This window comes from Formosa sp. A9 (assembly GCF_051200825.1).
Classification (GTDB): Bacteria; Bacteroidota; Bacteroidia; order Flavobacteriales; family Flavobacteriaceae; genus Formosa.
Genome location: NZ_CP195158.1, coordinates 3,718,740 through 3,742,474 on the forward strand (window position 1 = coordinate 3,718,740; position 23,735 = coordinate 3,742,474).

Here is a 23,735-nt window from a genome sequence, read left to right on the forward strand (position 1 = left end):
ATTATTTATTAATCGTTGATGGTTTTTCTATTCTGAAGCCAACATCTGTTATGCCTTCTAGATTTACAACGCCATTTACTTTACCGTTTTCGCGCATGGCTTGTTGTATTTTAATAGTATAATCGCCATTTTCGTTAAACACAACATCTTCTTTATACCATAATTTATTTTCTTTTAAATCGTTAAACCCTTCGCCTAAAAATTCACCATTAGGTTTAGCCATGCGGTACTCTAAAGTATCGGTTACTGTTTTACCATGCGGAAAGTCCATTTGTACAATTAAAAACAGGTTACTGTATTTGTACTGGTTGGTATTTCTAAGGTTTACAAACAAATTGTAAGGGTTAATGGTGTCTGGCGGAGTAATAGCAAACTGTACAATAGAATCTTTATGCCAAGCCTCTTGTGGTACCGATTTATACACATCGTAAACCTGATTGTTATCGCAAGACATAACGCTTAACAGCATTAAAACCATCAAAAACAGACTATTTCTTTGCATCGCCATTTGCATTATTTTGATTCGGGTTTTGTTTATTATTAGGTTTTCGTTTATTGCGATTTCTATTGTTTCTGCTATTTCTTGGCTTATTATTAGCTGCCGATTTTCCTTCAGCTGAATTTTGATTTTGTTGTCCAGCAGGTTTTTGGCCCCCAGACTTATTTGATTTTCTACGATTAGCAGGCTTTTGCGTTTCTGCAACCGCAGTTTTTGGTTTTGCTGATTTAGAATTTCTGTTATTTCTACGTCTTTTAGAACGTTTAGGCTGATCGAATCGCGTTAAACTATCCTGTCCTACAACGTTCTCGAATTCGTTTTTATTATCTTCTATTAAATCCGAAGCATACTCTTCTAAACTCGCAACCGTTTCGTTCTTTTTATTTAAAGCTATAATTTCTTTGGCCTGATCTATGGTAATTTTATGCCAGTTCATCCACTCGCCTTCGTAAGCATACCACATATGTCCTTTAAAAATATCGGTTTTTTGGCACACCGCAATTCCTTTTTCGGTCTTTAGCTTGGTATCGGTTTTTGGGAAGGCTTTTAAAGCATCTAAATACGTGTCTAATTCGTAGTTTAAACAACATTTTAACTTACCACATTGTCCTGCTAATTTTTGCGGATTTAAAGATAACTGCTGATAGCGTGCTGCCGATGTACTTACCGATCTAAAATCGGTTAACCAGGTAGAACAACACAGTTCGCGACCACAAGACCCTATGCCCCCTAAACGTGAAGCTTCTTGACGAAAACCTACCTGCTTCATCTCTATTCGGGTTCTAAACTCTCTAGCAAATACTTTAATAAGTTCTCTAAAATCTACGCGTTCTTCGGCAGTGTAATAGAACGTGGCCTTGCTAGCATCGCCCTGATATTCGATATCGGAAATCTTCATTTGCAATTTAAGATCGATAGCAAACTGTCGCGCTTTAACCTTCATAGGTTCTTCTTTTTCGCGCGCTTCAGACCAAATATCAATATCGCGTTGCGAAGCTTTTCTGTATATTTTTAAAACATCGCCATCTAGCGGTATTTTTTTGCGTTTCATTTGCACTCTTACCAGTTCGCCGGTAAGGGTTACCATGCCTATATCGTGCCCCGTTTGTGCTTGAGTAGCAACAATATCGCCAATACTTAACGATAAATTTTCTGTGTTTTTATAATATTCTTTACGTCCGTTTTTAAAACGAACCTCAACCCAATTAAAAGGAGCCTCGCCATTTGGAAGGGCCATATTTGCCAACCAATCAAAAACAGTTAATTTATTACAACTATCTGTTCCGCATGTTCCATTATTTTTGCATCCTTTTGGCTGACCATCTTTTCCTGTCGAGCAACTTGCACAAGCCATAAATTAGTTATGTATATATAGATTCTGAAAAACCCGAGGTTTAACAGAAGTAAATTAGTAAATATTTCATTTTGAAACTCTTGCAACAAGATAAGAATTTCATCCCAATATGCTACTTGGGGTTGTAAAGATATGATTATTCTAAAGACTGTAAAAGAAAGATATTTTTATTACAATACTTGTAAAATTTTAAAACTCAAATAAACGCAAAAAGCTGTATACCAGAGCAAACAACCCTCGCATACAGCTTTGTTTTTAATAGCTTTTGTTTTATTTCTTTAAGATTTCGAAAATATTGCGTAAATCTTTTTTGTAGGGCAAATGGTCTGCACGCCCTTTTTTAAAGATATCGTTACTATTGCCTTGGCCACGACGCAATGCCTTTTGCTCGTCTTGTGGTAAACTGTGTACCTCTTTACAATTGCTAGAACAACAACCGTCCATTTCTTCTTTACAAGCGTCGCACTGTATAAATAGTAAGTGGCAAGCATCGTTGGCACAATTAACATGAGTATCTGCAGGTGCGCCACATTGATGACAACGTGCAATTACATCGTCTGAAATTCGCTCTGAACGACGTTCGTCGAACACAAAGTTTTTACCTATAAACTTATTATCTAATTGGCTTTCGTTTACCTGTCTGGTATATTCTATAATACCACCTTCTAACTGAAAAACGTTTTTAAAACCTTTGTGTTTAAAATAGGCACTGGCTTTTTCGCAACGAATACCGCCGGTGCAATACATTACTAAATTTTTATTTTCTTTAAATTCTTTTAAGTCGTCTTCAATTATCGGTAACGATTCTCTAAAAGTATCTACATCTGGAGTAATGGCGTTTTTAAAATGCCCAATTTCGCTTTCGTAATGGTTTCTCATGTCTACAAGAATGGTATTCTCGTCTTCAATCAATTCATTAAATTGCTGTGCTCCTACATGCACTCCTTTATTGGTAACATCAAAAGTATCGTCGTTTAACCCGTCGGCAACAATTTTGTCGCGCACTTTAACTTTTAGTTTCAAAAACGACATATTGTCTTGCTCTACAGCTATGTTTAAACGGATGTCTTTTAAAAACGGAATGGTATCTAAATGCGTTTTAAACGCATTAAAACGATCTGCTGGTAAAGACAATTGGCCATTTATACCTTCGTGGGCGACATAAATACGACCCAGCACATCTAATTTGTTCCAAACTACAAACAGTTGATTTCTAAATTCTGTAGGATTTTCGATTTTGGCATACTGATAAAAAGAAAGTGTTAATCGATCTTTGCCTGCTTTTTCGATTAATTCTGCTCTTTCTTTAGCGCTTAACTTATTGTACAGTTGCATGCTATACTAATTTTAAGGTTAAAAAAATATTTTTGCAAAGGTAACATTTTAAAACCAATTGAACACCACCCACAAAAAAAGCATTCTGGACAACCAAAATGCTTTTAATAGACTAACTCGTTAATTATATTTTTTAATTTTAAAATCTAAAAAATACCATACGAGTTAACCACCATCGGTTTTGCAATTTCCGTTAACACAAACAGTAAACGCAGCACCTGTAGTACGAATTAACAATGTTTGTTTTAGAAATTTCATAATTTTTAAACGTTTGTGTTGCTGTTTATATTCGTAAACAAAAAAGGTTCATAGCAATAAATTCCCCTACGTATTACGTAGATGCATAAAGTGTAAAAAGGTTGCGTTATAAAATTGTTAGATGACAAAAGAAGTCGTATTTTAGCACCTATTATTTTCTTCTAAAAAACACATATCAATGAGCAACGAGAAAGACGCAAAATTAAAAGCACTGCAACTCACTTTAGATAAATTAGACAAAACTTACGGCAAAGGAACGGTAATGAAAATGAGCGATAAAGCCGTAGTCGATATCGATTCTATTTCCAGTGGGTCTTTAGGTTTAGATTTAGCTTTAGGCGTTGGAGGATATCCTAGAGGTCGTGTAATAGAAATTTACGGACCAGAATCGTCGGGAAAAACAACTTTAACATTACACGCCATTGCCGAAGCACAAAAAGCTGGCGGTATTGCTGCTTTTATTGATGCAGAACATGCTTTTGATAGATTTTATGCCGAAAAATTAGGTGTAGATATCGACAACTTAATTATATCGCAACCCGACCACGGAGAGCAAGCTCTAGAAATTGCCGACAACCTAGTGCGCTCTGGAGCAATAGACATTATAGTTATAGACTCGGTAGCCGCATTAACTCCCAAAAGCGAAATTGAAGGCGAAATGGGAGACTCTAAAATGGGGCTTCATGCACGTTTAATGTCTCAGGCTTTGCGTAAGCTTACGGCTTCGGTTAGCAAAACCAACTGTACCATGTTTTTTATTAACCAATTGCGTGAAAAAATTGGCGTTATGTTTGGAAACCCAGAAACCACTACCGGTGGTAACGCTTTAAAATTTTACGCTTCGGTACGTTTAGACATTCGTCGCTCTACGCAAATTAAAGATACTAATGGCGAAGTTATAGGTAACAAAACCAAAATAAAAGTGGTTAAAAACAAAGTAGCACCACCGTTTAAAACAGCAGAATTCGATATTATGTACGGCGAAGGCGTATCGAAAGTAGGAGAAGTTTTAGACATTGCTGTAGAATTGGATATTGTTAAAAAAAGTGGCTCGTGGTTTAGCTATCAAGACACAAAATTAGGACAAGGTCGCGATGCTGTTAAAACAGTAATTAAAGACAATCCAGAACTTCTAGAGGAGCTGGAAGATAAAATTAAAGAAGCTATAAAAGCTAGCAAAGAAGCTTAAACTACTAAAATCCCAATTTATTTTGGGATTTTTTCATTTTTATACGCAACCTTTTTAAACGCATTGCATCTAAAAAGAAAAACCTTATAATCATGAAAAAATTAATTTTAGTATTGTGCTGCATAGCCACATTAGCATCTTGTAGTAACGACGACGATTTCGACAATTATTATTTTGAAACCATGCCTACAGAGTCTGTAGATGCACCAGAAATAATGGCTGTAAACGAAGTCTATCAATTTACCGTTAATTATATTAAACCAACATCTTGTTATGCGCTTTATGACTTATATTATCAAGATGGTGAAGAAGATGAAATTGACGACAGTGGTGAAACTATAGAAACTATAGACAAAGATTTCATCAGAATTATTGCTCCAATTAACGCTGTTTACGATGATAGCAATTGCGAACAATTGGATGAATTAACCGATGTGACTTTCGATTTTTCACCTAGAGAAACAGGTACTTTCCGATTTAAATTTTGGACTGGAACAGACGAAAACGACGAAGACACCTTTTTGGTTGTAGACATTCCTGTAGTTGAAGAATAACAATTATTAAAAACCTATAAGTTTTTCATTTGAGTTTAAAGCAACTCATACAAAAATGTAAACGGAACGACAGAAAAGCACAAGGAGAACTCTACACACTGTACGCCAGTAAATTGTTCTCCATTTGCTTGAAATATTCCCGAAACCAGGCAGAAGCTAAAGACAATCTGCAAGATGCCTTTTTGACCATTTTTAGTAAAATTTCGCAATTTAACCATTCTGGCTCGTTCGAAGGTTGGTTAAAACGCATTACTATTAATACTGTACTACAACGGTATCGCGAGAAAGGGGTTTTCGACATTATAAATGAAGAGCTTATAGACCAAGTTATAGAGGTAGAGGACCATGATAGTATCTCGATTGATTTCCTATTAAGACTAATTCAAACACTGCCCAATCGTTACCGATTGGTCTTTAACCTTTATGTTTTAGATGGCCATTCGCACAAAGACATTGCCAAAATGCTAAATATTTCTGTTGGTACTTCTAAATCTAATTTAGCTCGCGCCAGACAGATTTTGAAAGAGAAAATTGAAAATTATTACGCGAAAAATCAATCGCAATCTTTATAAATGAGTGATAGAAAGCACATAGACCGCTTATTTCAAGAGCATCTAAAAGATCTTGATCACGCACCCGATCCAGACGTATGGAAAGCTATTGAAGCCGAGTTGAACAACAAAAAGAAACAACGTCGGGTAATCCCTATTTGGTGGCGAACAGCAGGCGTTGCCGCATTACTACTTTTATTTTTAGCTTTAGGGATTTCATTCTTTAACACTAATACCTCTGCACCTACACATACCGTTACAGAACAGGAGTTACCAGACAGTTTAAACCAAACCCTAAACAACACAAACAAAACACCTATACAAATTACCGATGCTGCAAATACAAGCAAATCGGAGTCCGAGGATAATTCTATATCAAAAGTGAATAACACAAGTACAGTAGCAAACACAAAAAGCATCAGCTCAAAGCCAACTGTAATTACAAAGTCTATAGCTTCAACAGAAAATGAAGACACGCGCAATATCGCTTCAAATAACAATAAAGACTCAAAATCATCTAGCTCCAACACTGTACCTTCTGAAAGCATTTCAACTTCAGAATTGAATCCTAAAAACGAAAACATCGGTTTAGCGCAAAAAAACACCCAAAAACCTGCAAATAACAGCACTACAAAACAAACAACACCAACTAAAATAAAAGACACTTTAAGTATAGAAGAAGCCATTGCTCAAGCAGAAACTTCTGAAAGCACACCAGCAACTAAAAAATGGAATATTAATCCTAACATTGCCCCCGTGTACTACAATGCCGCTGGAACTGGGTCGCATTTAGACGATCAGTTTGTAAACAATTCTAAAACTGGCGAAATTAACACCAGTTATGGCTTAAGTGTTGGCTACGCTGTTACCCAAAAATTAAAAATACGCTCTGGTATTAATAGTGTAAAGTTAAGTTTTAACACTAACGATGTTGTTGTTTACGAGCCATCTGCTTCAGCTTTTGCAGCTACGCCACAATTAAAGCATGTTAAAACACCTAAGCAACCAGATAACCTAGCTATGGTTAGCGCTAACAATCTATCGGGCATTAATAACAATTCGTTTTTAAATGAAAGCACAAATGCGGTTATCAATCAAAACATCAATTATTTTGAAGTGCCTTTAGAATTGGAATATAACATTATAAACAAACGGATTGGACTTCATGTAATAGGCGGTGTTAGTACCTTTTTTCTAAACGATAATACTGTATATTCTGAAAGCAATAGCAATAGATCGTATTTAGGAGAGGCCACTAATTTAAACGATGTTAGTTTTAGTACTAATTTAGGTATAGGTGTAGATTATAGTTTCGCCAAACGATTTAACATCAATTTAGAACCCACAGTAAAATATCAATTTAATGCCTACAACCAAACTTCTGGTAGTGTTAGACCTTATATAATTGGTGTTTACACAGGGTTTAGTTACAAGTTTTAATTTTAGGTTGATTATTACGGGCATTTCAACATCCCAATTGAAATGTCTTTTAAATAGAAGCAATTTTAAAATATTGCTTCTATTTTTTTTTATACAACATTAATTGATTGAAAATAATATTACGCGCCTGCTCTCTTAACGGCTTACAATCGCTTAATGTTAAACCATCGGTATTTAAAAATTGATGCATGTGTACACGCATTTTTCCTGGACCACCACTAAAAATAGTAAACGGATATCTTGCCTTATTATCGGCAAAAGTTATGGGGACTATAGGAATTTGATGATTGATCGCCAACTTAAAAGCGCCGTCTTTAAACTGGTCTAAAACAATGTTCTCGTCGGGCACACCGCCTTCTGGAAAAATGCAAATACTCAATCCAGATTGCAATCGTTTTTGAGCTCTTAAAAATACAGCATGTCTACTTTTTAAACTATCGCGATCTACCAAAATACAAGTCCGTTTATAAAAAAACCCAAACAATGGTATTTTGGCCAGTTCTTGTTTACCCACAAAAACAAACGGATTTTTAACTGTAACCAACATAAGCATGATATCGGTCATTGAGGTATGGTTAGCAATAAACATATAACTCTTATCGAGGTCGGGAACCTGCTCACGGTCTATAAGCCAATAAAACCCCATTCCCATTAAAATAAATCGTGCCCAAATACGAGCCAATCTAAAGAAAAACGGATACCAGGACTCTTTAATAATAGACACAACCAACAAAGGCAATAATACTAAAATAGGAAGGGTTACTAAAATGTAAAACCACACCCTATATAAAATCCAGAATAAATATTTAAAAATTTTCATGCGTGCCAAAAATACACAATTGTATTGAGCTACTCTCTCTTAAAATTATATCTGTAAAACCTTTTTAACAGGTTGAATGATTTACGAATTGATATACCATAAAATAAGGCCTCTACTTACTGAAAGCAGAGGCCTTATTTATAAAAAATGAGATAAAATTAATTGACAACTTTTTTGGTTACCATTATGCCTCCTTGCAATTTAATAGTTGCCAAATAAACACCTTTTGAAAATTTAAAACTTTCACTAAAGTCTGGTTTAAAAGTCTTTAAATTATAAGAAACCACCTGTTTTCCACTTATATCGTAAACAACAACAGATTCGATATTTTTAAAAGACTTAACGTTTAAAACACCATTAAATATATTTACAAAAGTTTGCGAATTTGCATATTCGCTTACAGAAAGTGTTTTCGTGTAACGTAATACAAATCGGTTATTAAGTTCTCCTGCTTCTGCTGTAAACAAATAAGGCGACATCCTTAAGTCATGCTCGATATTTAATACAGTATCTTCCAAATAAATACTTTGAGCGTTGTCTAAAAATTGAGTTCCACTTAAATCCCCAATCGCAATTTTATAACTACCTGTACTCGGTAAATTAATCCCTATAGGAATGGTATCGGCATCATTAAACGGTAAAGGACGCCCTTGAATTACCATTTTAGTATCTTCTACTGTAGTATAGATGTCGAAATCTTGTAGATCGGAATAGGCGTCATATTTTTTATCTTTTCCTAATGTAGCACCTTGAACATAACCAATTAAGGCACTAGCAGAGCTATTACCAGCATCAATCAAACTTAACCATAATAATTGCTTATTTTCTGTATTATTGGTTGGCACATTAGTTGTAAAGAAATGTGTATTATCATACGCCATTCCATCATCATCGTATCGCATATCATTGGTAAAGATAACGTCTCCTGCGGAAGCTGCATCATTAACCTGTACAAAGAAGCCCTGACCAGAGGAAATATTACCTATCGACGTTTGCGGAGGATTCACACCAGTAGCATTGTAACTCATATACTGTTCATTGAAATTATATCTTAAACTACTATATGACGAACTTGACAGCGGAGAGGGCACATTTGAAATCATTAAGTTATCTGCCCATAAACGTATACTACCATTTAAAATTGAATTTTCAGAAATAAATTCATCTACACTAATAGCTGAAGGATATGGGTTTCCAATAAGATTCCAATGTTGTTGTTCTACCTTTAAATCAACCGAGTTAGATTTTGAAACAGCTGCAGTTTTACTTCCATTAAACGGAACCCCTTTAAAAGATGCAGTAAACCATGGAAAAACAAATTCTTGAGGTATCTGAACAGCGTAGCCTTCTGCAGGCTCCATAATTCCCCCAAAAGCAATCCAGCCATCATTTACATCCCATTGATAAGCTGGTGTTGTATAAGGTGTAGTAATTGTATTCACATTATAATTAATTACTGGAGAAGACCACATTATAAAATCTTCATCAATAATGTTACGGACATATCTTTGCATAGTTATATTTCCAGAATTCATATTACTATCCGACTCATCATTCATTTGAATTAAATTAGCGCCATCTTCTAATATTAAAGCCCCGTCTGTTTCTACAGAAACACTACCTCTCAATTTTAAAGTTGATCTTGAAGGGATAGTTGCGCTACTACCAGAAGGTATCACACAGTCGCAACCTTCTAAATCGCCCATTTTATTGTAATTAGAAGAAAAAATAAATCTCCTATTTTCGGGTTCAACAGTTATCCCTGCATTCACATAAGACGGAGGTAATTGCCATGTAACACCATCCCAATACACTGGAACACCACCTTTAGATAAGGAAACTGCAGTAAAAACAGAACCAAACGAATTAGACACCTGTAATTTATAAGTACCTAAATCGTCTGTGGTAATTTCACCAGATATAGTTAATGTATTAGATTGCTCCCCAGGTATAGGCGTATTATATTTATACCATTGATACGAAAGTTCTTCGTCTGCCGAGCCTGTTGCATTACCTGAAACTTGAGCGGTGGCCGTAAAAATAATATCTTTATTACTTGGAGTACTACACACATAATTTGGAACAGGATACTTAGTTATTACAGGTGTTTTAATATCAAAAGACCCTCTGTTATAAGCTAAAAATGCCAAGTCGGCTGTTCCTCCTGCAACCATATTAATATTATTAATTTCGGTAACATTATCTGCAGTTATTTCAAAATCCTCAAACCTAAAGGCGGCCATACGCAATGGTCGAGTTTCATCTCCCGTATAAGTTCGCTTTTGAGGTTTTGCGACACCATAATTTAAACCTGACTGTAAAGTAAATAAATCTAATCGCCATATAGCTAATAAACCATCACCGGCATAATCTTCTACTTCTTCCTGTATGATAGACAATTTAATAGGTCTTCCAACCACATTCCCCGCATCATCGGCATAATAATAAACATCTATACTTCCAGCCTTGGCTATTTGTGTTATTAAGAAATCTGGAGCTCCATCACTAATCCCACCTAATTGTCCGCCACTACTATAAAACCCAACATCTGCTAATTGATTAAAATTTGTAACACCTGTACCTAAATCTAAACCATTAACACCATCTATTAAGTTTTCATAAATGGTAGCATTCAAAATTTCGGGAGAAGTAATTTCTACACCTTCATTTACTTCGCCGTCTATCATATCTGCCATTGCTAAATAATTAAGCGGATAGGTTGAGCCATCTACACCATTTGTACTATAGGCATAAAATAATTGCGAATTGAAAGTAACCCCTTTTTCAATTAATAAATCATCATTAACACCTGTAGAATAAGTTACACCGTCATACGTAAAAGCTAATAAATCATGTCGGGTATTAGGCATTAAATCTTCATTCTCTGGATCTGCCTTCCATTGTGAAGATCTCCAAAAACCATTATAAGTCGTAAAAATTTCTGTAATTCTAGCTATGTTATTATTAGCTCCGTTGTCAAGAATTTTTACTGATGGCGCAACGTAATCAACATAAAAACTTGTTGCATTACCTCCAACCAACAACTCTGCAGAAACATCATCATTACCAGATTCAGAAATCTCAAACGTCATTTCCATAGAACTAACAAATTCTTTACTACCACTTTTAATTGAAACCCCAGGAATGCTAATTGAAGTTGATCCAGTAAACCCAGAACCAACAATTGTTATTTTAGAATTAGTAGTTACACGTGTGGGAAATACCTCGGTTACTGTTTGGGCTATTAACTTAGACGATACCATAACCAAAAGAAATAGTAGTATTATATTTGTTAAGTTAATAAATTTTAATTGCGTAATTTTTTTCGTCATAGATTTACATTTAAGTTAGTTTTAAAAAAATTGAGATTAATAGAAGCAACAGCACTAGTATTTAGTAGATCTATTACTTAATTATAATGAGAGTCTAATTGATAATCTTTTTTGTTACCATTCTTCCATTATCTAAAGTTATACCTATAATGTAAACTCCTTGTGAAAAAGGAAAAAATACATCACTTTCATGCTCAATGGACTTTGGTTTATAATTTATAAGTTCTTTACCTGTTAAATCATACACTTGGATATGATTTATTACGTTTGATGATTTTATGTGCAATGTCTTATTATTAATATAAGCAAATGTTTTCTCTATAAAATCATTGTCATTTACCGTTAGTTTGGAATCAGAATTATATTTTAAAATAAAACGGTCATTTACAACACCCTTACTAGCTGTAAAGGTATAGGGAGACTTTCTTAGATCATGTTCTAAATTTAAGTAAGTATCTTCTAAATATACGCCTTGTGCTTTATTCAAAAATTGATTCCCTTCAATACGATCTATACCAATCTTGTAAGAACCATTGTTTACTATATCCACCCCTAAAAGCACTTGATCTGTGTTTGTAAATGGGAGTGGCCTCCCTTGAATAGTCATTTTTTTATCTGAAATAAGTGAATATATATTAAAACCATTGTAATTAGCATATGCATCATACAATCTATCTTTATCGTATGTTGCCCCATCTACATAACCTACCAAAGTACTTACCGCAGCATTACTTTCATTAATCAAACTCAACCAAATTAATTGCTTTTCTTGAGGTGTCTCTGTCGAAATTCTGAAAAAATCAGAGTTATCTAATAAAGTTTCACCTACATCATAGCGCATACTGTTAGTAAATTCAACTGTCTGATCTGACGCACCCTCATCTAATTGAACGAAAAAAGCCTGCCCCGCAGCAATATTTCCATTGAAAGAAGGGCTTGATGGCGTAGTACCTGTTCCATTATGAACAATATATTGATCTGAATAATTATATCCAAAATCGGCATAGAAAGGATCGTCTGCAGTACTAGAAATAGCTTCATTATGAGTCCAAATACTAACACTCCCTTGCAGATTGGTGTTATCTTCCAAAAAGCGCTCTGCCAAAATAGCCGAAGGATATGGATTCCCAATTAAATTCCAATGCTTATTTTCTTCTGCCATCGTCACTGATGCACTAGAGAAACTAAGGTTGACAGTTATGGTTCCGTTATTAGGAATACCTTCAAAATCTATTGCAAAATTTGAAGCACTAGCAACACGAGCAATATACCCCTCTCCTTCAACCATAACCTCATTTGTAGCAGATAACCAATTCCCATAGTCTGAAGCTTGAGGATCCCATTGATATACATGAGATGTAGCTATGTTATTTACATTAAACCCTGACACTGGTGATGACCAATAAATATAATCTGAAATATCATTAACAATCGCATTGCGCCTCATAGAAATAACACCTTCATTTACATTCCCATTTGCATCATTAATTTGTACTAAACTAGAATTATTTCTTAAGGTAAATGTTCCTGCCTGAACTGCTGGTATAGTAACCCCGTCTTCTACATAAGATGGTTGAAATGGCTCAACAATAATATTATCATAAATCTTGAGTGCATTCCCAGATGGAATAACAACATCTGTACCTGCCTTAACCGTACAATCACAACCTTGTAGATCTACAGCTTCATTGTAGTCTTCATAAAAAATAAGACTCCTATCCTCATCACTTATTACTATACCTGCATTCGTATAAGCTGGCGGAATATTCCAACTAGTTCCATCCCAAGCAGTAGGAGTTCCTCCTTGCCCTAAAACAGCAGGCACAACTATAGATCCGTAGTCATTTGAAACTCTTACATTATAATTTGCGATATCACTTTCTCCTACATTTAAGATATTTAATGTTTCCGATGTATTAGCTAAAGTGGTGTTAAACTTGGACCATTCGTAACTTAAAGTTTCTTTAGGATCTCCAGTTCCTCCCCCTTCTACATCAGCAGATACGGTAAATGTAACATCTGTTGTACTTGGCAGCTTACAAATATATCTTGGCAATATTGAATTGGCGACTGGAGCTTTAATTTCAAAAGCTCCTCTATTATATGCCAAAAAAGCAATATCGCAAGACCCTCCCGCCATTAAATTAATATTATTAATATTTTCTACAAATGTGCTTACACTTAATGCATCTCCTGTTATTCCAAAGTCTTCCAACTTTAAACCCACCATTCTATAAGGCCTTTCGGCATTTGGGCCTAATTTTTTTTCTAGTGGTACAGATGTGGCATAATTACCATCTATGAGACTATAAAAATCGACCCTCCACCATGACAATAAACTAGTCCCAGAATTTTGATCTTTCATAATTAATTTTACTGGTCTGCCTATTACATTCCCGACTTCATCACCATAATAATACACGTCAAAACCAGCTTCGTCTCCAGGTTGTGCAACTTGCGTTATCAATAAATCAGGAACATTGTCATTTACTGCCCCAACTTGACCATTTCCACTAAAAAACCTTACACTTGCAGTTTGATTAAAATTTGTAATTGCTGTCCCTAAATCTAACCCATTAACTCCATCTGTAATAACATCGTAAACCGATAATCCTTGAATAGTAGGTGAAGTTATTACCGATCCCTCATTAACTTGGCCATCTACCAAATCTCCTGTTGCAATATAATTCGCTCTGTGACTCTTTCCTGAAACACCATTAGTAGAATAAGCTTTAAAATTTTGAGGCGTGAAAGTAATGCCCTTTTCTGTTAATAAACCATCATTTACACCAGTAGAATACGTAACCCCATCAAAAGTAAAAGCCAGAAGTTCGTGACTATCATTAGGGTACGTCGCATCAACCCCTTTTATATAATCATTAGATCTCCAATATCCACGATTACTGTAATTCCAATTAGTAAAAATCTCAGTAATTTTGGTAACTTGATGCGGATTATTATCATTCTGTAAAATCTTATAGTTTGGAGCGATATATTCAATATCGAAACCTGTATCGCTAGAGTTAACTAACAAATTACTCGTTACATCTTGCGCAGAACTCATACTCGATGTATGGTCACTCTTATTTATTGTAAAGATCATTTGTGTGGAACTCACAAAAGTTGCATCAACAATATCTATTCCATCTAAAACTATGGTATTTGGAGTAATCGAAGTAAAATTACTTCCAATAATTGTAACTTCCGTTTGATAGGTTACCCGTGTAGGAAATACATCTGTTATTGTTATTTGCCCGTACAAAGACGATATAAATAACATTATGATTAATGATAACAAGCATTTACCCAATGCAAACAAACGTATTAAAGAAATAATTTTTATCATAGCAAAATAAATTATTAGTTCCTTTAAAATTTGTCAAATACACTAGGGAGGAGAGATTGTATTTGAGATATTTACAATAAAATTATTAAGAATAATACAACCCACAAATAAATCAGTCCATATGCAAATTAATTCCTATGAAAGGTCATTTTATAGTTTCACTTAAATAAATGCTTCTTTCTAAATTGACCCAAAAGTAATAAAACACTTACTTACAAGCTCTTACAGTATAAACTTTATTATTCTAATACTCCTTAAATTTAAAAATGTCATTTCCACTCCTTACGTTAAATAATATTTATTTTTAAGCATTACCTTTGTCTAACAAACAAAATATGTAATATGGCAAGAATTTTAACAGGCATACAAAGTACAGGAACACCACATTTAGGAAACATTTTAGGCGCTATAATGCCTGCAATAAAAATGGCAAACAGTCCAGAAAACGATTCGTTTTTATTTATTGCAAACATGCATACCTTAACACAAATTAAAGATGCCGAAATCCTGAAATACAATACGTATTCTGTAGCTGCCACATGGCTTGCCTTTGGTTTAGATATTAACAAAACCGTATTTTACAGACAAAGCGACATTCCGCAATGCACCGAATTATCGTGGTATTTAAGTTGTTTTTTTCCGTACCAACGCTTAACCTTAGCCCATGGTTTTAAAGATAAATCCGATCGGTTAGAAGATGTAAACGCAGGATTATTTACATACCCAATGCTTATGGCGGCGGATATTTTATTATACGATGCCGAAATTATTCCTGTTGGAAAAGATCAACTTCAACACATAGAAATGACACGCGATGTGGCCTCTCGCTTTCATGCCAAAATGGGAGAAACATTTGTTTTGCCTGAAGGAAAAATTGAAGAAAACGTAAAGATAATTCCAGGTACCGATGGCGAAAAAATGAGTAAAAGTAGAAACAACTTTATCAATATCTTTTTAGACGATAAAAAACTACGCAAACAAATTATGGGTATACAAACCGACAGCACGCCTTTAGAAGAACCTAAAGACTGGAGCACCTGTAACTGTTTTGCAATTTATAGTTTATTGGCTTCGGAAACACAAATAGCCGCCATGAAAGCCAACTACGAAAACGGAAATTACGGCTACGGCCATGCCAAACAAGCTTTATTCGAACTTATAGTTGAAACTTTTGCAGAACAACGCGAAAAGTACCACTATTACATGAATCATTTAGAAGAGCTGGACAAAGCTTTAGCCATAGGCGCAGAAAAAGCAACAACGGTAGCCAACAAGGTGTTACAACGTGTACGCGAAAAAGTGGGCTATTAACTTAGCCCACACCCCCAAAGTTTGTATCTTTAGCTTATATTTAATAGCCCCTAAACACTAATATATGCTTCTCCCTAACAAGCGCATACCTTTAATGCTTTTGTTTGCTGTGTCTTTTGTTGTTGCACAAGAAGGCTTAAATTTTACAGTAAACAAACAATTTTATTTAAAAGGAAATTCGGTATTAATTGGCAACAACATTGTAAGCAACCATGCCTTAGAACCTTTTAACGATCGTTCTGTTTTTAACGACAAAATTAAACTAGAATATATAGATGTAGACGAAGACAAATCGACTTTTAGTTCTAGTCAAGCTGTTTTAACACTTCCGCCCACTTCAAAAAAAATTGTATACGCCGCACTGTACTGGAGCGCTATTTATAAATACGACAAAGGTGTAAAACGCACCTTGGGAGACCAAATTGTTTATAAAGGCAACGACGAACGTTCGCTAGACGTTCATAAAATTTTATTTAAACTACCCAATAACGATTACGAAGACCTAAAAGGCATAAAAATATACGATAGCTATAACAACGCCCAGTTTAACGACACCAAACCCTATGTGTGTTATGCCGATGTCACTCAATTATTACAAAATGCATCAACTGTTAACGGTAATTACACCGTAGCCAACATAAGAGCTACAGAAGGTTTTGTTTCTGGCGGCGCTTCCGGCGGATGGTTACTGCATGTTATCTACGAAGACGATTCAGCTAAACCTAAGTACTTTACTACTTACAACGGATTTACAGAAGTAAATAAAGAAGCTGTAGATATTACGTTTAAAGATTTTAGAACAGACGAACAAGCCGAAATTAAAACAGCATTATCTCTTGGTGTTTTAGAAGGCGACCAAAAGTTTAAAACAGATGCCTGCTATGTAATGCATCAAGATTCGGAATCTTTCACCCCTTTATCGAATACATTACGCGAAGACTCTAACTTTTTTAACAGCACCATAACCATCGGCGACAAATACTTTAAAGACCGTACACCAAACAGCATTAACACTTTAGGCTTCGATTTACTAAAAACAGATATTCCAAATCCAAACAACATGGTACTGTCTAACAACAGTACAGAAATGACTATTAGATTTAAAACCAAAGCCGATAGGTTTTACGTGTTTTTTGTGGCTTTCGAAACAGAAATTAGTCCTATTTTACTAGAAAGCAAAGACGAAAATCTGTTTATGACTACCGACACCAAAACTTATGCCTTACCACAACAAAAGGATTTAGATAAAATTACAGCGTTAAAAAGCTTAAGCATTCCTGGTTTAGAAAAAGGCTATTATTTGGTAACCAATGTATTTTCGGTTGAAGCTAATGCGACAAAATGGAAAGCGTTTCTTGCCGAAAAAGGGCATACTCCAAAATCGTACAAAAACCCTAAAAACAATTGGGATTATATTTATTTAGATATGAGCGAAGATCCTAACGACGTATACTTAAAACAACGCGAATTATCTAAACTAGATTACTTTAGCGATGTTTGGATTTTAAAAATTAACATGTAAGCTAAACCAGTTCAAATAATTTACCAGGTAAAGGCCGCAATACACCTTTTAATTCCATATTCAATAATACACCTGCCGTTTTAAAAATCGGTAAATGACAATGCAAAGCAATGGAGTCCAGCAAGGCCTTTTCTTCTGTTTTTAAGTAATTAAAAATAAGACGTTCCTGCTCATCCAACTCGACAAATAATTGCTTTTGCACTGGTTTTTTTTCAGATTCAAGTTGCCAATTTAACATATAAGCAACATCTAAAGGTGAAGACAATAAATACGCCTTTTGTTGTTTTATTAAATTATTACAGCCTAAACTTAAACTATCGGTTGGGCGACCAGGAACCGCAAATACATCGCGATTATACGAATTTGCAATATCTGCCGTTACCAAGCTCCCTCCTTTTTCGGCCGATTCTATAACAATGGTAGCTTCACTAAGTCCGGCAATAATACGGTTTCGGCGTAAAAAATTGTTTCTATCAAAAACAGCAGAACTCCAGAAATCACTTAAAAATCCACCATGCTTTTCTATATTAGCCATATATTTTTTATGCACTTTAGGATACACCTGATTTAAACCATGTGCCAAACAACCCACAGTCTGTAACTGGTGTTTTAAAGCAGCTTTATGTGCGGTAATATCGGTTCCGTAAGCAAACCCCGAAACAATTACGGGATTAAAAACAGCTAATTCTTCCACCAATTTTTCGCAAAAAGCTATGCCACTGGTTGTAATTTTACGAGTGCCAACAATACTTAGTATACGCTGTTTTTGTAAATGCACATGCCCCGATTGAAATAATAAAATTGGGCCATCTAAACAATGCTTTAATTTTTGCGGATAATTAGCATCTTCAAAATACAAACAATTTATATTGTTTTGCTTTATAAATGCTAATTCTTCCTCGGCAGCTTTAATATGGCTTTCGAGTTTTAAATTGTTTAAACGCAAAGTGCCAATACCATCAATTTTAGCTAACACTTGTTTTTTTTCTTTAAAAACTGCTTCTGCCGATCCGCAATGTGCAATTAACTTTTTAGCACCAACATCGCCTATACGCGACACATGCTGTAGCGCTAAAACATATAAAATTTCCTCATCGGTTCTTGTCATTTAAATATCATTTCAACTAAAATCGAGTTATTATTTTAGTTTTTTAGAAAATTAATCAATTGATAGTTAACACACAAGAAACAAAACCCGCAGTTGTTAATAAAAAGTGAATATCATTTTATAAGCACATTAAAAAATGTCTAACTTTGTTTTTATGCAATTAGAAACTTACATAAGCGACTTATTATACAGATATGAATGTGTTGTTGTACCCGAATTTGGTGCATTTTTAACACAACGTGTTCCGGCCAAAGTTAATGCCGAAACCCATATGTTTTACCCGCCTAAAAAAGCGCTATCGTTTAACGAACAAATACAACAAAACGATGGTTTATTGGCGCATTATATTGCCGATGTAGAAAAGATCCCTTACGAAACGGCACTCCTAAAAATACAAAAACGCGTTTCGGCTATCAAATCGTATTTGGTTGCTGGAGAAACCATAGTTTTTAAAAATATTGGAGACTTAATATTAAATGAAGAAGGTAAAGTTATTTTTGAACCTTCTACACATTTAAATTATTTAACCGATGCCTTTGGGCTTCACCAAATGGTATCGCCAACAATTGCTCGCGAAGTTCACAAACAAGACACCCAAGCTGTAGAGAAAGTAGTACCGATAGCTGTAACGTCAGAACGTCGCAAGGCAAGACCTTATTTACGTTATGCTGCGGCTGCCGTATTGGCTCTGGCTGCGACAGGCTTTATTGGTTCTAAATATTATGTAAACCAAATAGAAACGCATAATCAAATAGCGCAGGAAAACGCCAATATTCAACTAGAAAATAAAATTCAAGAAGCGACTTTTGTAATAGACAACCCGTTACCAGCTGTAAGTTTAACCGTAACAAAGCCAGTAGGAAATTATCACATCATTGCAGGGGCATTTAGAGTTGAAGAAAATTGCGATAAAATTGTAAACGAACTAAAAGCTCTTGGTTTTAATGCCAGAAAAATTGGCGTTAATAAATACGGATTGCACCAAGTGGTTTACGATAGCTACGAAAATCGTTTAGATGCTTTGAAAGCTCTAAAAAACATTAGACAAAACAATAATTCTGAAGCCTGGCTACTGGTTAAGCAATTAGATTAAAAAACTCATTCCTTATATATTTAAGCGTTACTATTAAAACAGTAGCGCTTTTTTTATGATTAAAATAGAAACTTACATTGTTATCTAAAATTGGGCTTTGTACATTTGCGTGCAAATTATAACACATGGAACCTAAAACACCCGAAGCTTCTAAAACCACATTAACAGACCTCGTTTTACCTAGCGAAACCAATCCTTTAAATAATTTATTTGGAGGCGAGTTATTAGCCCGAATGGATCGTGCTGCCAGTATTGCTGCTAGACGCCACTCCAGACGTATTGTGGTAACCGCATCGGTAAACCATGTGGCCTTTAACAGAGCTATTCCGTTAGGTAGTGTTGTAACTGTAGAAGCAAAGGTTACAAGAGCGTTTAAAAGCTCTATGGAGGTCTATATAGATGTTTGGACAGAAGATCGCGAATCCGGACTTAAAACCAAGGCAAATGAAGCCATATATACCTTTGTAGCCGTTGAAGAAACAGGCCGTCCTGTTCCGGTGCCAGAAATTATTCCTGAAACCCAATTAGAAAAAGAACGCTTTAAAGCAGCTTTACGCCGTAAACAACTTAGTTTGGTTTTGGCAGGTAAAATGAAACCAAATGAAGCCACAGAACTTAAGGCCCTGTTTTTACAGTAAATAATTTTTACTAAACTACATTTTGTACAACCACGATGCAGGGTTTTGTGTAGTACTTTCTTTAAATATACTAAAACTTAACGTCGTATCGCCAGTAGCCGAATTTGTAAACACCTCACCTATGGTTTGATTGGTAGTTACTTTGTCGCCTTTTTTCACGTATACTTTTCCTAGATTTTTATAAGCTGTAAAATAATTACCGTGTTGTATTAAAATAGTTGGATTCCCTTTTTTCTGAACAATAATAGCATACACTTCGCCATTAAATACGGCACGTACTTGCGCTCCTGGACTTGTAGCAATTCGTACACCATTACTATGTATTGTAGCTGTTTTTACAATTGGATGTGGCTGATCTCCATAGCGTAATTTTACAACACCTTTTTCTACAGGCCAAGGCAATTTACCCTTATTGGCCACAAAACTAGCTGCTAAATTTTTGGCTTCTGGCGTTAGAGCAAAACTTGTAGTCTCGCTACTTTTTCCTGCTTTCTTATTAGCCTTTGCTATGGCTTCACGAATCAATTTTTCTATTTCGCGATCAATTCTATCGGCTTCTTGTTGTTTGGTTTGTATTTGTGCTGTATACGATTTTAAATCTTTTTGAATGCTAGCCATTAATTCGCGCTGTTGCTTTCGCTCTAACTCCAATTGTGCTTGGGCCACACTATTCTCCTTAATTAACTGTTGCTTATCTTCTTTCTGCTTTAGCAACTTTTGATTGGCAACTTTTAATGCTTCGGTCTTCGTTTTTATTGCCTCGCCTTGCTCCTTCTGGTAATTGGTATATTGCTTTATGTATTGCAAACGCTTGTAAGCCTGGTGAAAGTTGTTAGACGATAATAAAAACATAACACGACTCTGTACACTTCTACTTTTGTAAGAATGCACAATCATGTCGGCATAATCCTTTTTTAGAGTTTCTAAATCTTGGCGTAATTGCGTAATTTCTCTTTGGTTTACACCAATTTCTCGTGTTAATAAATTGGCCTGCTGATTGGTAACTTTAATTAAATTACTGCGCACATTAATTTTATGATTTAAATCTTCAATTAATGATAATTGCGATTTAGCCTTTGTTTTGTTCTTGAAGAGCATGCTGTTAATCTGCTCTATTTCGCGACGCAATTCCTGCCGTCTTTCCTCTAGCTCTAATTGCTTTTTACTTTGGGAAAATAGAGTAGCACTGCTTAAAAAGCAGCAAAAAATTATCGCTATTTTATATACAAGGCGTGCTGTAATCATTTAAGTTCTATAGCTTCAAAACCTGAAGGAATTTTAAAAGGAAAATTCAATTTTTCGTTCAAAGATACAGATTTGTATTCCAATTCTATAATAGTTTCTTCACGACCTTCAACCGCATTTATTTTTATATGTTCGGGTAGAATTTGATGATTAACGGTTTGATATTTTAAATAATCTATCTCTAAAAGACGCTCGTCTTGAGGCTGAGACAATTGCTGCGATACAACCTTAAAATAAGCAGGATGTATAATGTAAAACAATTCAAACAACGGATTTTGCTGTTTTGGCTGAACCAAATAAGCTTCTTCGTTAATGGAGCTGATGTAATCGGCTTCCTGTAAACCAAAAATAGCCTCGCCCAACAATACATTTTGAAGCTTTTCGAAATCTAAATCAGTGCCTAAAAACTCACTTAACAAACTAAAATCGCCTTCAAAATAGGTGTTATCTAATTTATTATAAAAACTAACTTGTTCTGGTGTTACCAATAAACGGGCTGCAGAAAACGGGCCATTTAACCAAATGGTTTTATCTTTTTCTAATCGTAAATTAATTGATACTGTTTTAGAATTATCGCCTTCTGAATAATTTGCCTTTACTTTAGCCGAAAGCGTTTTAAACTGAGCCGTTTGTTTGGAGTTTGCTTTTACTAACTGTTTTGTGTTTAAACTTAAATCGGTTTTTGCCGTAGTAAGCGAAGTTGTAGACTTACAACCCGACAGACCTAAACTTAAAATAACCAATAGCGTAAAAAATTGATGTTTCATTAATTCGAAATTTCTAATTGACTGGCTTTATCTGAAAACTTTTTAGCTTCTTTTGTTTTATTTAAGCCTTGATAAGCGACGCTTAATTGGTAGTAAAAATCGCTTTCCATTTTTTTGTCTTCAATAATGTAATCTACTCCCATAGAAAGTTGCTCTATGGCCTCTTTATACCGATTAAGTTTATTTAAAGAGAGGCCATTCATTAAATACAGTTCGGGTTGCGAAGGGTATTTCAATAAGGCTTCGTTACTCTTTTGGTAAGCCATATCGAATTGTTTTAAATCGATATGTAGCACAATTATATTTCTGGTAATGCCATAATTATCGCCCTCGATATTTAAAGCCTGATTGTAATAAGCTATTGCTTTTTGTTTATCGCCTTTGGTTAAATAGTACTGCGCCAATTCTACCAAGGTTTTACCATCGTTAGCATCGCCAACCATGGCCGAAACTTCTACTAAATCCTGTTCGTACTCTGGATGGTCTGCAACAAAATTCACAAAATCGGTAAGCACCAATAATTTAGCTTCTGGCTTAATTTTTGGGCTTTTTAATACAATTTTCATAGACTCTATGGCTTTATCGGTTTCATTATCATCTAAATAAAACTTGTATAAAGCTAAGTGAACGAGTTGTGAATTCGGATTCATTTCGAGTAACTTTAAAGCCGTTTCGTATGCCTTTTCTTTATCGTTACTCTCGCTATACCTATAAATTAATGCCAAGTAATTAGACTCTTGGTCGGGATTATTCTCTACACGTTCTTCAAGATTCTCTATTTGCTCTTTCTTTTGGCCAGTAGCGTCGTAAATCTGATTTCTTAAAAAATCTCGGTTTACCGAAATGCCAAATTCGGCATCCAATTCGTCTAGCACCTTTAAAGCTTCTTTATAATCTTTAGTTCTAACAAATAAAGCGGCAAGGTCTTCTTTGTAATCTGGATGATATTTTACAAGCTGTTTTAAAGTTTTAATTGCTTTATCGTAATCGTTTTGCTGTGCGTAAACATCGTAAAGCTCGTCTAAATACCATTCGTTATCTGGTTCTAATTTTACTGCTTTTTTTAGGGCATCTTCTGCCGCTCCAAAGTTTTTAAGATTGTTATAATTTTTCCCCATTTCGAAATACAACACCGATTGCGAATCGTCTATGGCAATACATTTTTGAAGCGCTTCTACCGAACGAGTGTAATTTTCGATACCACGTTGTTTTAAAGCCTCGAAGAACAATTCTTGAAATGCATCGTCGACCTCTCCCAAATCATCGGTGGGTTTGGCGTTAAAATCGACTTGGGCATGAGATACCAAGGGCGCTAACAAAAGCGCCACTATGGTAAACCATTGCGTGATATATCTCGAAATTGTTTTCAAATA

The 23,735-nt window shown here is 35.0% G+C and carries 18 protein-coding genes; 8 read left to right on the forward strand and 10 right to left on the reverse strand.

Annotation, left to right across the window (positions count from 1 at the left end; translation table 11 throughout):
- Window position 1: 1 nt before the first annotated feature.
- The 3 genes from ACR9EA_RS16340 to ACR9EA_RS16350 form a co-directional block, all read right to left on the reverse strand.
- Window positions 2–502: a gliding motility lipoprotein GldH gene (locus ACR9EA_RS16340; RefSeq protein ID WP_435139908.1), complete on the reverse strand. Its 501-nt coding sequence runs from the start codon at window positions 500–502 to the stop codon at window positions 2–4.
- On the reverse strand, window positions 489–1,853 hold the full coding sequence (locus ACR9EA_RS16345; RefSeq protein WP_435135464.1) for a PSP1 domain-containing protein: 1,365 nt from the start codon (window positions 1,851–1,853) through the stop codon (window positions 489–491). Before ACR9EA_RS16345 ends, ACR9EA_RS16340 begins: the two co-directional genes overlap by 14 nt.
- Window positions 1,854–2,123: 270 nt before the next feature.
- On the reverse strand, window positions 2,124–3,188 hold the full coding sequence (locus ACR9EA_RS16350; RefSeq protein WP_435135466.1) for a rhodanese-related sulfurtransferase: 1,065 nt from the start codon (window positions 3,186–3,188) through the stop codon (window positions 2,124–2,126).
- A gap of 436 nt (window positions 3,189–3,624) precedes the next feature.
- On the opposite strand from ACR9EA_RS16350, the gene recA reads away from it, so the two are divergent.
- From recA to ACR9EA_RS16370, 4 genes are all read left to right on the forward strand, one after another.
- Window positions 3,625–4,635, forward strand: coding sequence for a recombinase RecA (gene recA, locus ACR9EA_RS16355; protein WP_435135468.1), 1,011 nt, complete (start codon window positions 3,625–3,627; stop codon window positions 4,633–4,635).
- Window positions 4,636–4,727: 92 nt separating this feature from the next.
- Window positions 4,728–5,189, forward strand: a complete 462-nt coding sequence (locus ACR9EA_RS16360) for a hypothetical protein (RefSeq protein WP_435135470.1) — start codon at window positions 4,728–4,730, stop codon at window positions 5,187–5,189.
- Window positions 5,190–5,218: 29 nt separating this feature from the next.
- The gene (locus tag ACR9EA_RS16365; protein ID WP_435135472.1) at window positions 5,219–5,761 is read left to right on the forward strand and encodes an RNA polymerase sigma factor; all 543 of its coding nucleotides are present in this window, start codon (window positions 5,219–5,221) and stop codon (window positions 5,759–5,761) included.
- Window positions 5,762–7,180 carry an outer membrane beta-barrel protein gene (locus tag ACR9EA_RS16370; RefSeq protein ID WP_435135474.1) on the forward strand — a complete coding sequence of 473 codons (1,419 nt, stop codon included), beginning with the start codon at window positions 5,762–5,764 and terminating at the stop codon, window positions 7,178–7,180.
- 79 nt (window positions 7,181–7,259) lie between these two features.
- On the opposite strand, the gene ACR9EA_RS16375 is transcribed toward ACR9EA_RS16370, so the two are convergent.
- The 3 genes from ACR9EA_RS16375 to ACR9EA_RS16385 form a co-directional block, all read right to left on the reverse strand.
- Window positions 7,260–8,000, reverse strand: coding sequence for a lysophospholipid acyltransferase family protein (locus tag ACR9EA_RS16375; RefSeq protein WP_435135476.1), 741 nt, complete (start codon window positions 7,998–8,000; stop codon window positions 7,260–7,262).
- Window positions 8,001–8,158: 158 nt separating this feature from the next.
- The gene (locus tag ACR9EA_RS16380) at window positions 8,159–11,332 is read right to left on the reverse strand and encodes an IPT/TIG domain-containing protein (protein ID WP_435135477.1); all 3,174 of its coding nucleotides are present in this window, start codon (window positions 11,330–11,332) and stop codon (window positions 8,159–8,161) included.
- A 94-nt stretch (window positions 11,333–11,426) separates the two neighbouring features.
- Window positions 11,427–14,678 carry a T9SS type A sorting domain-containing protein gene (locus tag ACR9EA_RS16385; RefSeq protein WP_435135479.1) on the reverse strand — a complete coding sequence of 1,084 codons (3,252 nt, stop codon included), beginning with the start codon at window positions 14,676–14,678 and terminating at the stop codon, window positions 11,427–11,429.
- A gap of 342 nt (window positions 14,679–15,020) precedes the next feature.
- On the opposite strand from ACR9EA_RS16385, the gene trpS reads away from it, so the two are divergent.
- Window positions 15,021–15,989, forward strand: a complete 969-nt coding sequence (gene trpS / locus ACR9EA_RS16390; protein WP_435135481.1) for a tryptophan--tRNA ligase — start codon at window positions 15,021–15,023, stop codon at window positions 15,987–15,989.
- Window positions 15,990–16,053: 64 nt separating this feature from the next.
- Window positions 16,054–17,511 (forward strand): hypothetical protein, encoded by a 1,458-nt coding sequence (locus ACR9EA_RS16395; protein ID WP_435135483.1) that lies wholly within the window; start codon window positions 16,054–16,056, stop codon window positions 17,509–17,511.
- 1 nt (window position 17,512) lies between these two features.
- Here ACR9EA_RS16395 and dprA read toward each other — a convergent pair whose 3' ends face one another.
- Window positions 17,513–18,619: a DNA-processing protein DprA gene (gene dprA / locus ACR9EA_RS16400; protein WP_435135485.1), complete on the reverse strand. Its 1,107-nt coding sequence runs from the start codon at window positions 18,617–18,619 to the stop codon at window positions 17,513–17,515.
- 154 nt (window positions 18,620–18,773) lie between these two features.
- Here dprA and ACR9EA_RS16405 point away from each other — a divergent pair, with 154 nt between their 5' ends.
- Together ACR9EA_RS16405 and ACR9EA_RS16410 are read left to right on the forward strand one after the other, a co-directional pair.
- Window positions 18,774–19,712 carry an SPOR domain-containing protein gene (locus ACR9EA_RS16405; RefSeq protein WP_435139910.1) on the forward strand — a complete coding sequence of 313 codons (939 nt, stop codon included), beginning with the start codon at window positions 18,774–18,776 and terminating at the stop codon, window positions 19,710–19,712.
- A 125-nt stretch (window positions 19,713–19,837) separates the two neighbouring features.
- Window positions 19,838–20,350, forward strand: coding sequence for an acyl-CoA thioesterase (locus ACR9EA_RS16410; protein WP_435135486.1), 513 nt, complete (start codon window positions 19,838–19,840; stop codon window positions 20,348–20,350).
- A gap of 15 nt (window positions 20,351–20,365) precedes the next feature.
- Here ACR9EA_RS16410 and ACR9EA_RS16415 read toward each other — a convergent pair whose 3' ends face one another.
- The 3 genes from ACR9EA_RS16415 to ACR9EA_RS16425 are packed head-to-tail and all read right to left on the reverse strand — an operon-like array spanning window position 20,366 to window position 23,732.
- Entirely contained in the window at window positions 20,366–21,595 is a 1,230-nt protein-coding gene (locus ACR9EA_RS16415; RefSeq protein ID WP_435135488.1) for a murein hydrolase activator EnvC family protein, read from the reverse strand.
- Window positions 21,592–22,362 carry a DUF4292 domain-containing protein gene (locus ACR9EA_RS16420; protein WP_435135490.1) on the reverse strand — a complete coding sequence of 257 codons (771 nt, stop codon included), beginning with the start codon at window positions 22,360–22,362 and terminating at the stop codon, window positions 21,592–21,594. The genes ACR9EA_RS16415 and ACR9EA_RS16420 overlap by 4 nt, the downstream gene beginning before the upstream one ends.
- Window positions 22,362–23,732: a tetratricopeptide repeat protein gene (locus tag ACR9EA_RS16425; protein ID WP_435135492.1), complete on the reverse strand. Its 1,371-nt coding sequence runs from the start codon at window positions 23,730–23,732 to the stop codon at window positions 22,362–22,364. Before ACR9EA_RS16425 ends, ACR9EA_RS16420 begins: the two co-directional genes overlap by 1 nt.
- Window positions 23,733–23,735 lie beyond the last annotated feature (3 nt).